At 47.0% G+C, this 15,826-nt stretch carries 7 protein-coding genes; 3 read left to right on the forward strand and 4 right to left on the reverse strand.

Features of this window, described 5'->3' with window-relative positions; translation table 11 throughout:
- The 4 genes from O59_RS13255 to O59_RS13270 form a co-directional block, all read right to left on the reverse strand.
- Positions 1-5,598 (reverse strand): putative Ig domain-containing protein (locus tag O59_RS13255; protein WP_040392669.1); only part of this gene is annotated, 5,598 nt, incomplete at its 3' end.
- 337 nt (positions 5,599-5,935) lie between these two features.
- Complete coding sequence (locus O59_RS13260) at positions 5,936-6,823, reverse strand: efflux RND transporter periplasmic adaptor subunit (protein WP_157152580.1); 888 nt, start codon at positions 6,821-6,823, stop codon at positions 5,936-5,938.
- 52 nt (positions 6,824-6,875) lie between these two features.
- Entirely contained in the window at positions 6,876-9,041 is a 2,166-nt protein-coding gene (locus tag O59_RS13265) for an efflux RND transporter periplasmic adaptor subunit (protein WP_007643571.1), read from the reverse strand.
- Positions 9,042-9,045: 4 nt separating this feature from the next.
- Complete coding sequence (locus O59_RS13270) at positions 9,046-10,863, reverse strand: efflux RND transporter periplasmic adaptor subunit (RefSeq protein WP_040392672.1); 1,818 nt, start codon at positions 10,861-10,863, stop codon at positions 9,046-9,048.
- 446 nt (positions 10,864-11,309) lie between these two features.
- On the opposite strand from O59_RS13270, the gene O59_RS21075 reads away from it, so the two are divergent.
- The 3 genes from O59_RS21075 to O59_RS13285 are packed head-to-tail and all read left to right on the forward strand — an operon-like array spanning position 11,310 to position 15,731.
- On the forward strand, positions 11,310-13,439 hold the full coding sequence (locus tag O59_RS21075; RefSeq protein WP_157152581.1) for an ATP-binding protein: 2,130 nt from the start codon (positions 11,310-11,312) through the stop codon (positions 13,437-13,439).
- Positions 13,440-13,454: 15 nt separating this feature from the next.
- A complete protein-coding gene (locus O59_RS13280) occupies positions 13,455-13,913 on the forward strand; it encodes a response regulator (protein ID WP_007643577.1) in 459 nt (152 codons plus the stop codon).
- A gap of 60 nt (positions 13,914-13,973) precedes the next feature.
- The gene (locus O59_RS13285) at positions 13,974-15,731 is read left to right on the forward strand and encodes a bifunctional diguanylate cyclase/phosphodiesterase (protein ID WP_007643579.1); all 1,758 of its coding nucleotides are present in this window, start codon (positions 13,974-13,976) and stop codon (positions 15,729-15,731) included.
- Positions 15,732-15,826 lie beyond the last annotated feature (95 nt).

Here is a 15,826-nt window from a genome sequence, read left to right on the forward strand (position 1 = left end):
ATTGGGGATGGTATTCGCAACTATAGGGGCATCGTTAGTATTAGCGACAACAATATTGAACGTGTCCGTTACGATACCGCCATTGCCATCATCGGCAATAACATCAATTGATACCGTTCCAACATCGCCATTTGCGGGTGTGCCGCTAAAAGTGCGAGTAAGGGGATCAAAACTCAACCATGCAGGTAATGCTCCGCCGCCAGCTAACTGAGCGGTGTAAGTGAAAGTGTCGCCAACATCAGAATCAGCAAATATATTACTGTTGAACTGGAAATTAAACGCAGAATCTTCCGTCGCGTTTTGATCAGGAATTACATTCGCAACTGTGGGGGCATCGTTAGTATTAGCGACACTAATATTGAACGTGTCCGTTACAGTACCGCCATTACCATCATCGGCAATAACATCAATCGATACCGTTCCAACATCACCATTCGTTGGTGTACCGCTAAAGGTGCGAGTAACGGGATCAAAACTCAACCAAGCAGGTAATGCTCCGCCGGCAGCTAATTGCGCGGTGTAAGTTAAAGTGTCGCCAACATCAGAATCCGCAAATGTATTGATATTGAATTGGAAGTTAAACGCAGAATCTTCGGCTGTGTTTTGATTGGGGATGGTATTCGCAACTGTGGGGGCATCATTTACGGCGGTGATAGTGATATTAACTGTGTCGCTGTCTATCAAAACGCCACCGCTACCACTATTACCTAAATCGCTTGTAGTAATTGCTAATACCGCAGTGCCGTTGTAACCCGTTGTTGGGTTAAATGTCAGAATTGAAAGTGCATTATTAATATCAGTTTTAGTGCCACTAAATACCAGACTGCTATCGTTGGTGCCATCGCCAGTGGTAAAAATTAAACCTGTAGTACCATCAAGTGTTAATGTGCCATTCGTTACCGAAAGAGTAACCTGTAAATTACCCGCACCAACATCCAGATCATCTATTTGAATTCTATTGCCATTTACTGAGCTGAAAACCAGTGATGTATCTTCACTCGTGACTTGTCCACCGGGCACAGTATTTTCAGGTGCATCATTCAGCGCGGTGATATTTATCGTGGCTGTGTCACTGCCCGACAAACTGCCATCATTGGCGCTAATGGTAAGCATGCGTGTTGCAACAGGGGTATCGCCTGAAAGGCGATAAGTAAGTGTGCTACCGCCATTGCCTGCAAACAAATCGTTGAGTTGTGCAGCGGTACCTGTGAGTACCAACGTATTCGTATTCACGCCCGATACAATTACCACATCTGTAGTGCCAACTGTTGCAGCAAGATTACTATTGCTACCCTCAGCAGTCAGCGTGATTGTTAATGCATCGCCATCTACATCAGCAACACTAATTCCAGTTCCGTGCAAATCAATCGGGGTTTGTTCATCTGCAAAATAATCAGTGGCAGTAATGGTGACACTGGGGGCGCCATTAGTGTTTGCAACCGTAATAGTAAATGTATCCGTTACACTACCGCCGTTGCCGTCATCGGCAATTACCTCGATAGATACAGTACCAACATGCGCATTCAGCGGCGTGCCACTAAAGGTGCGCGTAACGGGGTCAAAACTCAACCACGCAGGTAAGGCACTACCGCCAGCTAACTGCGCGCTGTAGGTCAATGTATCGCTCACATCCACATCGGAAAAGGTATTGCTGTTAAATTGGAAATTAAATGCAGAATCTTCCGTTGCATTTTGATTGGGAATTGCGTTGGCAAGGATAGGCGCATCGTTAGTGTTAGCAACAGTGATAGAAAAAGTATCTGTGACTGTGCCAACATTTCCATCATTGGCAATCACATCAATAGATATAGTACCCACATGAGCATTCGTAGGCGTGCCACTAAAAGTTCGCGTAGCTCCGTCAAAATTCAACCATGCCGGTAATGCACCACCACCGCCAGTTTGTGCGCTGTAAGTGAGTGCATTACCTACATCTTGGTCCGCGAATGTATTTGCTGCAAAAGTAAAATTAAATGCAGCATCTTCGGTTGCGTTTGCATTGGGGATTGGATTGGCAACAGTTGGAGCATCGTTAGTGTTGGCAACAACTAAATCAAAAGTATCTGTTGCGGGTGTCCCACCGTTACCATCATCAGCGGTCACTCTAATTGAAATTGTACCCACATCAGCATTGGCTGGTGTGCCTGAAAAAGTACGTGTAACCGCATCAAAACTTAGCCATGCTGGCAGTGCACTTCCATCCGCCATAGTGGCAGTATAAGTTAGCGTATCGCCAACATCCGGATCATCAAAGGTTGAATTATCAAACTGAAAATTAAATGCAGCATCTTCAGTTGCATTTTGATTGGGGATGGGCGTAATTAAAAAAGGAGAATTGTCTACATTGCCGATAACTACATCAAATGTATCTGACACAGTCGCTTCGCCATCATCGGCAGTTACGCTAATACTAATTGTGCCCACGTCACCATTGGATGGAGTACCACTGAAAGTACGCGTCGCTGAATCAAAACTCAACCATCCCGGTAGTGCACCGCCACCTGCCAAGGTGGCCGAATAAGTCAGACTATCACCAAGGTCCTGATCACTGAAAGCGTTAATTGGAAAGGTGTAGTTAAACAGTGCACTTTCGGTGGCCGTTTGATTTCCAATAGAATTCGCCACTGTGGGCGCATCATTGGTATTGGCAATTACAACATCAAAAACATCGTTAGCGGTTCCGCCTGCACCATCATTTGCAATTAATTTAACTGAAATAGTTCCTACATCACTGTTAGTAGGTGTACCGCTAAAAGTACGTGTTGCCGAATCAAAATTTAACCACGCAGGTAATGCACCACCATCAGCCAATTCTGCGGTGTAGCTAAAGGTCGCGCCCACATCGCCGTCACCAAAGGTATTGGCGGGAAAGATATAAGTGAACACAGAATCTTCTGTGGCGTTTTGATTGGGAACGGGAATATTGACGAAAGGATCGTCGTTGACGCCGTTAATCGTAATATCAAAGGTATCATCTGCTGTTGAACCATTTCCGTCATTAGCCGTGACTTTAACGCTAATAAAACCTACATCCCCATCGTCAGGAACTCCACTAAACGTGCGTGTGCCTGCATTAAAATGCAACCATGCGGGAAGCGCATCGCCATTTGCTAAAGTAGCAGTGTAAGTGAGTAGATCCCCATCAACATCAGCGAAAGTATCTGCGGCAAAAGTGAAACTGAATAGTGATTCCTCGGTAGCAATTTGATTGACGATTGGATTCGCAAGTGTAACCGGGTCGTTAACTGGGTTGACCGTAATATTGACGGTGTCTGTATCCTCAAGCGCGCCACTAGTACCACTATTACCCAAGTCATTGGTGGTGATGGTTAATACTGAACTACCGTGAAAATTTGCAGTAGGGGTGTAAATTATTGTTGCCAAAAAAGCGTTAAGGTTATCGCGAGTACTTAGAACCTGAATGGTCGAGTCATTGGTGCCATCAATCGGGTCTGTGGTGGGACCACCCACTCCACCAAACGTTAAGATGCCATTAGTTACCACTAAAGTAACCTCAATAACATTATTCTCCGCATCCGGATCAGAAATTTGAATTTGATTGCCGTTGCCTGCGCTAAAGACCAAATCGCTATCTTCATTAACCACCTGTGCACCGGGCACAGTATTTACAGGGCTGTCATTAATCGCAGTGATATTAATTAATGCCGAATCATTTGCACTCAAGCTTCCATCGCTGGCAGAAATGGTTAACTGTTGCGTTGCCGAAGGTGTATCTCCAGCCAAGCGATAAGTCAGCGTGCCACCATTATTACCGGCAAACAAATTATTCAATTGTGTTGATGTGCCAGTGAGGGTTAATACATTGGTAGCATTGCCGGATGAAATAATCACGCCGGTAGCGCCAACTACCGCAGTGAATTGACTATAAGTTGATGGCGCTTCGACAGTCACAGTTAACGTATCACCATCCGAATCATTGATCACTATGCCGGTACCATGCAAATCTAATAGTGCCTGCTCATCAACAGCATAACTAGTTTCAGCAATAACAACTGTTGGGGCATCATTAACATTATTAATAGTGATTGCAATATTATCTGTGTCTTGTAAGCCACCGCTTAATCCCAGATCTTTTGTCGTGATACTAAAAGTATCGCCACCAACAAAATTATTTACCGGTGTATAAGTAATAGTGGATAAGGCCGCATTAATTTCAGCTACTGAGCCACGGAATAACATATAGAAATCATTGGTGCCATCACCACCAATGAATGTTAAGCCTGTGGTTTGTGCAAGGCTGAACGAACCCTGCGCCGCATTTAGAGTCACTTCAAGATCGTTGGGGAATGCATCGGCATCGGCTACTTGAATTTGATTGCCGTAAATTGAGCTAAAAATTAACGGCGTATTTTGATTGGTAGATTGCGCACCCGGCACGGTATTCACCGGAGCCTGATTACTGCCATTATTGTATGAAAGCAAAAAATTCAAATCGGCACTGCTATTACCTGTGCCGTTTACAATCATTTCCGAGTTATTCCAGGCATCGCTTTTGTAGGCGACAGAAACTTTCCCATCGGCATTATTGGTGGTTATCTTGATAATGTAGGTTTGATTATCGTTAAGTACAACATCACCAAAATTAAAGGTTTTCCAACCAAAAGTGCTGTCTAACTGATCGGAATTAATCGTTTGTGTAGCCAGCGGTGATGCATCATTCCATCCGCCATCCAATAATTGAATCGTGATGTCCTGATTGGCAGCACCAGATTCCACACGCAGCTGCACACTGATCTGGTTAACGGTATAAGTTGCACCGGGGCTATCATAAAGAAAGGATTGACCTACACCACTAATCGACGACACTGATTGAACGCTAGTTCCCCCTTGAATATTAATATAATGAGTAGACGCTAAAACGCCAACCCACGCCTCTTGCACCGTCGTGCTTACAACAACAGTTTGTTCAATACTACCTACTGAAAACTCTAAATCCCAATCACCACTTAATGTGTTATGGCCCGTTGCATCATCACTTGCAGCGACATCCGCGTCGGTTAGCGCTGCAAGTTCTGCAATAAATTCGCGCCCCTGCACAGTCGCGGCCACATCGCAGCCGTAAATTAAAATATCAGCATTTTCACCCAATGCAGTACGCCAAGCGCTCAACTCATCTTCATACTGAAACAGATTATTGGTGCTGAGCAATGTACTGCCCAGTGCAACAGAGCCATTCGCGCCGTGAGAAATTATGTGCAGCGAATCAAGCCGGGAAAATTGTGTCAGCTGTTGCGCAATTTGAACGACGCCATCAATGTTGGCATCAAGGTAAACAATTTCCAAATCACCTGTCGAATGTTGTTGGCGAATATCCTCCACTAACTGCTTATAATTTTCGACAGCAGTATCCACAACCACCAAGCTCGTGATTCGTTGAGCAGCGGTTTGTTCATCCAATAACGGATCTGCAGGTGGCAGATAGATGGCGGTCAAATCGAGTTTGGCAGCAGCTTCCGATAACTGCGTTATATCTGCACTGCCATCGTCAAATACGGCGATATCTGCAGTTGCAGAAAATAGCAACCGGGGTTCAAGCGTTTCAATCAGGGGGCGCTTGTGGCGCGACAACTTGGACATGAGCAGTATCGAGTCTTGTTATTTGTACCCGCCTCTTGCATAGATACAAACAGGGTTAAGGTGTGGTTCTCACCAACTTGCATCCCTGTGGCAGAGCGATGGATTCCAAGCCATGGAAAACATCAACTACTACCATCGTAAAACTATCGTCAGCTCTTCTAGAAACGGAGTGCGTTTTCGCACTTTTATAATATTTATCTTCTTGAATTTTTTTCTTATGTGGTTTGAGGATCAAGCATGGCACATATTTTTAACAATCACCCTGCTCACAACTAAATAATATAAGGAAAGCAAAAATTAAAAAATTTAACCTTAATCGAAACATCGTTTACGTGATTCACGGCAAGCTTTGGGTATCCAATAAATTTAACGTGACGCCTTCAAAGGTAACACGGCATTTTAAACCACTGGGTAAACGGTTACCCGGATTGGGAAATGCCAAGCGAATACCAAAAGTATTACTCGGCCCATCAATCACTTGATCAACCAGAATCACTTTAGCGTCATAACTTTTAGTGGATGCACCCAGCTCTGGTACCACTGTAGCCGTCATACCTGCTTGTACCTTGCCGTAAAGGCTTGCAGGCGCAAATACTTCCACACGCAGTGGATCAAGCTGGGCAAGTTTAAGCACTGGTTCAAAATCAATGTGTTCACCGGGCTGTTTGTAACGCTCTACCACCACCCCATCAATAGGGCTCGCCAATGTGCGACGCTTGAGATCAGCCAGCGCACGATTGTGTTCAAGTTCGGCTTGGCGTTTGCGATCGAGCGCCTGCTGTAATTGTTGTTGGGCAATTGCATATTCAGTTTTGAGTTTATCCAGCTCTGAAAAAGAAGCGGCTTTTTTCTCGTAAAGATCGGTAACACGCTCCAGCGAGCGTTTGCTAAATTCAACTGCCAGCTGCTGGGCTTGTACATCGCTTATCAATTCCGCTTGCACACGACGCAATTCAGCGGTGGCCATTTCCAAACCGGCATCCAGGCGGGCCACTACCTCCCCTTTTTTTACTGAATCGTTTTTATCCACTAATACTTCACTGATTACGCCCTCAACCGCGCTGCTCATTTCCACTACTACCGAAGGTTCAATCCGGCAATTTAATTGTGCCGGCTCAGAGGTTTGCGCGCTGGCGTAGCTACTCACAACACTGCATAACGCCAGTAGAGGCAAGCAACCAGAATCACTAGTGCGAACGGACATATTTAGGATAGATCTGAACATAGTTGACTCGTTATAAAAAATTATTTGTATATAAATATAGTTCAAAAGAACATTAAGAGAAGTGACGAATGAATACTTGTTGCAAAGTACTGTACCACTGCGCTAACAAGGGCCGTGCCGGGTGTGAAAACTTCACATAGGTACGCTCACCATAATGTCCCATTTGCTGAAAATCATGCAGCACTATATCCAACAAAAATACTTGCTCAGTCACACGGGTTCCGCTGGGTTGCTGCGCATCTACCGCAAGCCTGCCTCCGCCCTGTGCCCCCAGCACTTGACTCGGCAATTCGAAAGTGGCGATTGGCAGTTGCTGCAAAAGCTCACCATGAATATGGCGTGAAGGATTACTCGCTAAACGAACTGAAACATGACGTGTGGCCTGACGCACCAAACCTATCTCTTCTTGTAACAAGGCAGTGCGCACGCGCACCTTGTCTGCGCGCTCAATAATCGCCAGTTCATCGCCTTGTGGAAAAAAGCTGCCCGGCAAATGGTGCTGACGCAATAGGCGTACTGTTCCGGCGGTGGGGCTACGCACCACCAGACTGTTCACTCGCGATTGCAACAATTCGATTTCAGCACTGATGGCATCGATATCCTGCTGTAGTAATTGCGCCTGGGTGCGATCACTGACCCATGCCTGTTGATAACGCGCTTCAAATTCGCGGAGATGCGCTTGCTGCACTGCTAAATTGGTAGTGAGCGCAGGATTGTGCAAACGCACCAACACTTGCCCCTGTGTAACCTGATCGCCATTATTAACCAACACCTCCTGTACTTCGCCGCTGGATTCCACTTTTACCCGCGCCTCTTCCGGCAACCAGATAACAGCTTCAACAGAAGTCGATTCCGGCATAGGAACCCACAAGAGAAAAGAGAAAAAAGCCAACACAAAGGCACCGGTGATTGTCACCGCACGCTGACGCACCGCCAATAATTGTTTATCAGCCATTAAAAAACGTATCGCTTTTATTAGCGGCCAACACAATTGAAAGAAAATCAGCCAAGCGCCAACAATCAAACCCGCCAGGGGGAAATAACTCGCCACCAATAAAATAATAAAAAACAAAATAAACAGGCGATAACCAAATGCGGCAATGCTGTAGCACGTGAGCACCGCTGCTTCACGATTTGTCTGTGCCGGGGAGAAAATCTCGCTTACACCATAGGCATAGCGGCGCAACAAATAACTCACTTGTTGATTGGCGCGGGTAGCAAGGTTAGGTAAATCAAATACATCAGTGAGCAGGTGGTAACCGTCAAAACGCATGAGCGGATTGCCATTAAAAAACAATGTGGACACGCTGCCGATAATAATGATGTTGTATAAAAAATCACTGAAAAAACCGGAGGGAACTTGGATCCACAATAACAGTGCAAGCGACGCTAAAAATATTTCCACCGCCATACCAGCGGCGCCCACCATTAGTCGCTGGCGTTTGGATTGAAATCCGGTCGCGGCACTCGCATCCACGTAGGGTAAGGGTGTACCCACCACAAATACCACCCCGCAATCATTCACCTGGCCGCCCCAGACTTTGGTAAATAATCCGTGACCCAACTCATGCAACACTTTAAAAAATGGATAGGTGAGCCAGAGCAACAACAAATTTCCCGGCGACAGCAAACGCTGCAACTGCCCTTGCGTGAGTTCACTCCAATGATTACCGGCTTGCAATAATGCGTAACCCACTACAAACAACCACAAGATGCCCATTGTGCGGCTCGCCAATAATCGCGCTAGGGGCATGAGTTTATTGAGCAAACGATCGGGGTTGCCGAGTGGCAGGTGCCATGTGAGCGGGTTCATTAATAAGCGCAGCCAGCGCTGCTGCTTTTTCTGTTCTTGTCGCGCAAATAATTCGCGCGTGCTGGGCGGTAAATCGCACACCAATAAATCAGCCACATGCAAATATTGCAACAGGTGAATTAGATCATCCTGCGTGGGCACATCCTCCGCACAGGTATAAAACTCTGGTTTGGCAGCAGCGGATAAAACCTGCGTTAAATTATTTCGCCCATCCATCGCGCTAATTAAACGCCACGCTGGTGGGCTCAAGCGATGAAAGCGACCATTACTTTTATCTTGCAATAAATACCAGCGCTCACCATTGTAATCGCGGCGTTGGATATGAATGTGTCGCGGCAATGAGGGACGTAATGATTCGAGCCGCTGCCAAGCAGGATTAACATCATGTGATTGGGCGTCATTCATAATGTCACCACCATAAACTTAAACGCAGCCAGTGCCAGAGATCGTGAAACCAAATCCAGCCCAGCGCGCGTTTACCAACGGTAATTTTGCCTGAGCCGGTCATGCCGGGGCGCAGCAGATTTTTTATACTGTCGTCATCACTTGCTGCATCAGCCATCAACAACAATTCCACGCGAAAGTAATTGCGCCCTTCTCGCACTTCACTGATCGGCGTAATGGTTTTTACACGCGCAGAGAAAAGTTGATTAGGTAAACTAGACAATTTCACTTGCCCTTCTTGACCGGGCACAAGCGCTGCGATATCGCGTTCATCCACGAAAAGCTGCACGATAAAATCGTTCGCCGCCGCCAACTCAAATAACACATCACCCTGTTTTACCGGAGCGCCCTGCTTTTGCGAAATATCATCTGACACGATAATGCCGTCGATAGGCGCAAGCAGCTGGGTGCGCTGCAATTGTTGCTCGATTAAACGCAATTGAATGGCCGCCTGATCCATTTGTGCGTTGGCAATTGCCGCTTCAACACGATCAGAATTCGCCAGAGCCGCATCATAGGCTTGGCGATAGCGCTGTACCTGACTCGCCAATTTACGTCGCTCCAGCAGTAAATCCTCATCCTTTAAGGATGCGAGCAACGCTGCTTTAGTCACACTGTCGCCGGGGCGCACCAATACCTCGCCCAAATAACCGTCCTGTGGAGATACCACCAGATATTTTTCGCTTGTCTGTAACCTGGCATCAGCAGTAATGCGATAACTGATCGGCACAAATAACCCCATCAGTAACAGCAGTGCAGCGGCTAATACCACACGACTGCGCCAAGCATCTACCCCAAACCAGCGCTGCATACGTTGGCCAATACTGCGTGCCACCAGTTGTTTAAACCCGGCGCCCGCATCCTGCCGTAAAGCGATAAGACCGCCAGCAAAATGCAGCGCCGCCTGAATAAACAACTGTTGTGTCTGACTAAGTTTTGTCTGTTTGTCCAACTCGATTGTAAGCACGCCCAGCAGGCGATCACCTTTACGAATTGGAAAGCTGGAAACCGATTGCAATTGTTGTGATTGTTGCAATTGCTGATGAGCGCGAGTAATCGCCACCGCCATGGTCTCGTCCGCAGGTTCCATCGGGGAGTAGCTAATCCTAAGCCCCTGCTCCAGCGCTTCATTCATCGCTTCAGTCACTGCCTGCATTGCTTGGGTGCGCGGATCAAAGTGCGCCGAGTAAGACACCGCTTGCAGGCGCAGTGTTTGTTTGTGCAATAAACCCAAACTCACGCGCGTAGCCCCCAACTGCGACGCAACCATATTGACCAAACTAATCGCCACTTCTTGCAGGGAATTTTCTTTTAATAAAATGGTGCCCAGCTGTAAGGCGGCGAGTTGATAGTCAGCAGCTGGTGTGGTTGCTGGCACCTCTTGTACTTCCCGTTCCAGTGGGGGCGAATCACTCTGCTGATGCAACAAAAATTGCAACCAGAACTGCCCCAACTTGAGTTCTTTGAGCATTCCGGTGAGTGCTTTTTTATCGGCGACACTCACTTCCAATGCCACCACTCCCCAAAAGTTACCATCGATAATTAACGGATGCGCAAGGCGGTAATGATGCTCATCCACCTGCTCCAACTGTAAGCGCTGTTTTATTACCACCTGTGCCAATAGCATGCGCAGCGGCTCGCTTATCGCGTCCGCACCCGGCCACCTGGCAAGTAGATGTTGAGTTCCATTATTGACCTGAACCAGCATGGCGGCACTGACGCCACCGAGCATTTGGCATTGGGTTGCCAGCCAGGTTTTGAGCTTATTGTTGAACGATTGCATGGAGTTAACTGCTTTATCGATCCTGCGGTGCAGGAACCACTGTGTTTTTGTTATTAACTGTTTTACTGAATTAACTGAATGGGCAGCTGAAATCGATACAGTGAGAATTAACCATAACAACAAAAACCACACTTGTCGTCAATTTCAACATTAAAAGCGAAGATTAAGTCCTTAAATTTCACTACTTCTCAAGCTTATACCAACTTATTGCAGTTTGATTGAAAACAACTGTCAGATTGTTATTAAGCTGAGAAAAATATCTCTTTTTTATCGCTACAAAATATATAAAACGATAAATACTAATTATTTTTTTATGCTCACAACTTTCGAGAGTATTTCTCATTACCTGAACTAGACTCTAGCCTTATAGCTGGAGGTTTTTTCACTTGTCATCGTATTAAACATACAAGTTGGGGAATTTTTAAAGAGTAACGGACTAAGCAACCATGTACGGAATTTTTAACCTTTTGAAGGAGCGCCCGGTGGTAATGCTGGGCTCAGCAAGCCTACTAATACTTGTGGGAGTAACCGTGCTCGCCACCTGGCACGCCCCTCGCCTGCTGGATGCTATTCACCCCTTTGCCACGCTAATGGCATACAACACTGCATTGGGATTTATCGCCTGCGGCTTGGGCTTACTCGCTATTGTTAAAAAATGGCAGCGAACTTTGGTGTACAGCGTTGTTGTGCTGTGGGGCATTGGGTTACTCACCCTGCTCGATTTACTCACTAGCATGGAGTTACACACTACTGATTGGTTTGAGATTTTTCTGAGTGACTCACCCATTCACCACCAGCCCATATCACCCACCACCAGCAGCGCATTTTTATTAGCCGGCGCCGCATTGTTATTAGGGCGCGCGACGGATGGTATTGCAACGTTAATTGCCACGTTGATTTGCTTGTTATTAATTTTAATTGCCACTGCCGCAGTACTCGGGCAGGGTTTTGGCTTGTTACCCAATTACGTATGGCTGGGAATTAAATTAGCGCCTCACACAGTTATTGGGTTAATTGCATTTGCATTGGCAATTATTACGCTGCGCTATTCAGCAGCAATCAATGCATTTAACCGGCTTAATTTTTTTAACCGGTTAGTGACCGGTTTTATTTTTATGAGCCTGTTATTTGTCGCTATAGGCTCTATTGCCATGCTGCAAATAAATAGTGTGGCGACTATTTCGCAACAACTTTATTCCGGGCCAGTGCAAGTAAACAATGCAATGTTGCGCATCAAAGCCCATGTGAGCAAGCTGAATCGTGGCATCAAAGATGTAGCGGTAGCGCCAGAGTTAATGGAAGAACGTAATTTGCCTGATTTTATAACTAGCTCCGGGCAAAAAATTGTGGCTGAACTGGTACAGCTTGAACAACAACCGCAGCACCTAATTGCCAGCGCACAACTGCGCAGCACATTAAAGGATTGGCAAGAGTTATTACTGGATACTTATCAACAATTGGCCGCAGGCAATGTCGACTATTATCGCAAAATTGCTCTGGAAGACAGCCAAGCCCACACCCAGAAAATTGAAAATTTATGTGATGAAATCATTGCGCAGGCGCAGACCGAAATGCATGCGTTAAACGATCAGGCACTACTCACCAAGCAACATGCAGGCAATTTAATGCTGGTAGTTATGCTAGGCTTTTTGTTAGCGGGAGTTTTGGTCGCCGCACTTATTACCCGCAGTTTAAGCTGGCAGCTGCAAAAAATTCGCGTTGCTATGCTCGAGCTGGCACAGGGCGATGCCAACATTCAGATTCCCTTTCTGGATCACCCCCAAGATGTTGGTGACATGGCCAGAACACTCAAAGTATTCGCACAAAATATTGACGAGCGCAACAAATCAACAGCACTACTGGCCAGTCACCAAAAAATACTGGAGAAAATCAATTTACAACTTGCACAGACAAATAAAGAACTTGAAACATTTGCCTATGTTGCTTCACACGATTTGAAATCGCCGCTGCGGGGCATTGCCCAATTATCCACCTGGATTGAAGAAGATCTTGAGGAAAAACAATTTTCCGAGGTGAATAAACACACCACCATGTTGCGCAATCGCATTCAGCGCATGGAAAAACTACTGGATGATTTGCTCACCTTTTATCGCGCAGGCAAAACCGATGGCAATCTGGTTGAGGTAGATGTTGCGCAAATGGCCAGAGAGTTATTTGACATCCAAAACACCAAAGCCGGGCTGCGCCTTGAATTGGCAGAGAACCTGCCCTGTTTCAGCACTTTGAGCACGCCCTTTGAACAAGTGCTACGCAATTTATTTTCCAATGCAATTAAACATCACGATCGCGATGAAGGTGTTATTCGTATCAATTACCAACTACTGCCTAATCAATATTATGAATTCAGTGTATGTGATGATGGCCCCGGCATCCCCGAGAAATTTCAGCAGCGAGTATTTGGTATGTTTCAAACGCTGAAACCACGCGATGAATTGGAAGGTAGCGGCATGGGCCTCGCACTGATAAAAAAATTGTCGCCACCTACGGCGGTCACATCAAACTTGTGTCAGAAGGACGCGGCTGCTGTTTTTATTTCAGCTGGCCGCAACACATAGACAAAGGCGTAAAAGATGACTGATAACTTCTATCCGAATTTAAACCCAAGCCAGTTTAAAACTGTCAGTCTTCTTATCATCGACGACGATGATATAGACGCAACGGCGTTGCGGCGTGCATTACATAAACTGAAATTGCTTAACCCGCTCTACCGCGCCAAAGATGGTGTGGAGGCCCTTGAAATGTTGCGTAATGGCAATGTGCCAAGCCCTTACATTATTCTGTTGGATATCAATATGCCGCGCATGAACGGTATTGAATTTTTGGAGGTATTACGCGCCGATCCGGAACTAACCCATGCGATCGTTTTTGTACTGACCACCTCCAAATCGGACGAGGATATTTTGGCAGCCTACCGTGAACATGTGGCCGGCTATTTACTTAAACAGCGTATGGACAGCGATTTTATGCAGGTGATTGGGTTGCTTGATCACTATTGGCGTGTGATTGAGCTACCACATCCCGAACAATAGCCCCCTAGCTTTAGCACCAGGGTTTAATAACGGGCATTAAGAATAGGAGACCTAATCTGCATGAAGCTATTACTGATTGATGACAACGAATTGGATCGCCTGGCGATCATTCGAACGTTTAAAAAAACCGAGTGGGATATCACCATTGCTCAGGCCTGCTCCGCGAGCGAGGGCCTTGCGCAATTTGATAGCGAAGATTTTGACGCTGTCCTGCTTGACTATCGCCTGCCCGATATCGACGGTATGGAAGTGCTGCAACTTCTCGCCAAACACCCCAATCACCACGCTGCCGTAATTATCCTCACCGGCGCCAGCGCCGACGAAGATCTGGAGCGCGAATTTATTGAGGCCGGTGCCCAGGATGTACTGTTCAAATCGGAGATTGCTCACAAACACCTGACCCGCGCCATCACCCATGCACGCACACGTCATGAATTGGAACATCAGTTACAAGAGAGCCACCAGCGCCTACGTGCGCTGGCCGAAAATGACTCACTCACCGGGCTTGCCAATCGCTACTATTTTGATGAGAGCCTGCGTGCTGCAATTCAGCGCACCAAACGCCAGCAAGATCAACTTGCCCTGCTCTTTCTGGATTTGGATAACTTCAAATTTATCAATGACGGCCTAGGCCATTTAATTGGTGATCAGGTTTTGATGGAAGTGGCTAAACGTTTGGTTGATGTGGTGCGCGCGGGCGATGTGGTGTGCCGTTTGGGTGGCGATGAGTTTGCGATTCTGGCCCATAACTTTGAAACCCACGAAGCCATCAGCCAGCTTGCACAACGTATTTTAGAGGACCTGCGCCGCCCCATTATTGTGGGCAATTATGAGCACAGCATCTCCTCCAGTATTGGCATTGCCACCTACCCGGAAGCCGGTGACAGCGCCAGCGATCTGCTCAAAGCTGCGGATATGGCCATGTATCGCGCCAAGCAAGACGGGCGCGACAATTACCAATTTTTTTCACCGGCGATGCAAGCGCAAATGCAGGAGCGCATTCACCTCGAAAAAGAATTACGCGCACTGATTCCTACCGATCACTTTATTTTGTTCTACCAACCCATTGTCGATGCACAAACCTTTGAAGTTTGCGGCGCCGAAGGCCTGATTCGCTGGGATCACCCCGAGCGCGGCATACTGCCACCAAGCGAATTCATCACCCTCGCTGAGGAGATTGGCCTGATTGGTGAAATTGACTCCCGCAGCCGTTTAAATGCCTGCAAACAACTGGCGAAATGGCGCAAAGACGGATTGGTGGATGAGCAGTTCAACATGAAATTTAATGTCTGCGCCCAACTGCTGACTGACGATGATCTCTATCGCGCTATTATTGCAGACCTTACTGCTACCGGCCTGCCCGGACATTGCGTCAGCCTGGAGATTACCGAATCGATCCTGATTGAAAACCTGGGGCGCACCGCAGAAAAACTGCAGATGATTCGCGACTACGGCATCGATATCGCGGTAGATGATTTTGGCACCGGCTATTCCTCCATCGCCTACCTGAAAGAATTACCCGCACGCACCCTGAAGATTGATCGCAAGTTTGTGCAGGACGTGCCCACTAATCTGGCTGATTGCCGGATTCTGCGCGCCATGATTGTGTTTGCCAAAAGCCTGGATCTGATTGTGGTCGTGGAAGGCGTAGAAACCCGCGAGCAGGCGCGTCTTTGCCGCGATTATGGTGCCGACTTACTGCAGGGATATTTATTCTCCAAACCCCTTCCACCCGCCGCATTTGAGCAATTCTTACGCGATCACAATGCAGCCGAGTGGAATAAGCGTCTCTCGGTATTGGGCGCACTCACCGGCTAAGGGTGCGCTGCTCCGGCGGCGCACCACTCAACAACAGCCAAGCACAGCCCCACCTGACCTGGTCAACAGACAGTCAGCTCCAGCAAATAGCCAAA

Source organism: Cellvibrio sp. BR (genome assembly GCF_000263355.1).
GTDB lineage: Bacteria > Pseudomonadota > Gammaproteobacteria > Pseudomonadales > Cellvibrionaceae > Cellvibrio.

Coding starts and splice junctions, on each gene's coding strand:
- O59_RS13260 (WP_157152580.1), bottom strand. CDS start 6,823: ATGTTCAGATCTATCCTAAATATGTCCGTTCGCACTAGTGATTCTGGT.
- O59_RS13265 (WP_007643571.1), bottom strand. CDS start 9,041: ATGAATGACGCCCAATCACATGATGTTAATCCTGCTTGGCAGCGGCTC.
- O59_RS13270 (WP_040392672.1), bottom strand. CDS start 10,863: ATGCAATCGTTCAACAATAAGCTCAAAACCTGGCTGGCAACCCAATGC.
- O59_RS21075 (WP_157152581.1), top strand. CDS start 11,310: ATGTACGGAATTTTTAACCTTTTGAAGGAGCGCCCGGTGGTAATGCTG.
- O59_RS13280 (WP_007643577.1), top strand. CDS start 13,455: ATGACTGATAACTTCTATCCGAATTTAAACCCAAGCCAGTTTAAAACT.
- O59_RS13285 (WP_007643579.1), top strand. CDS start 13,974: ATGAAGCTATTACTGATTGATGACAACGAATTGGATCGCCTGGCGATC.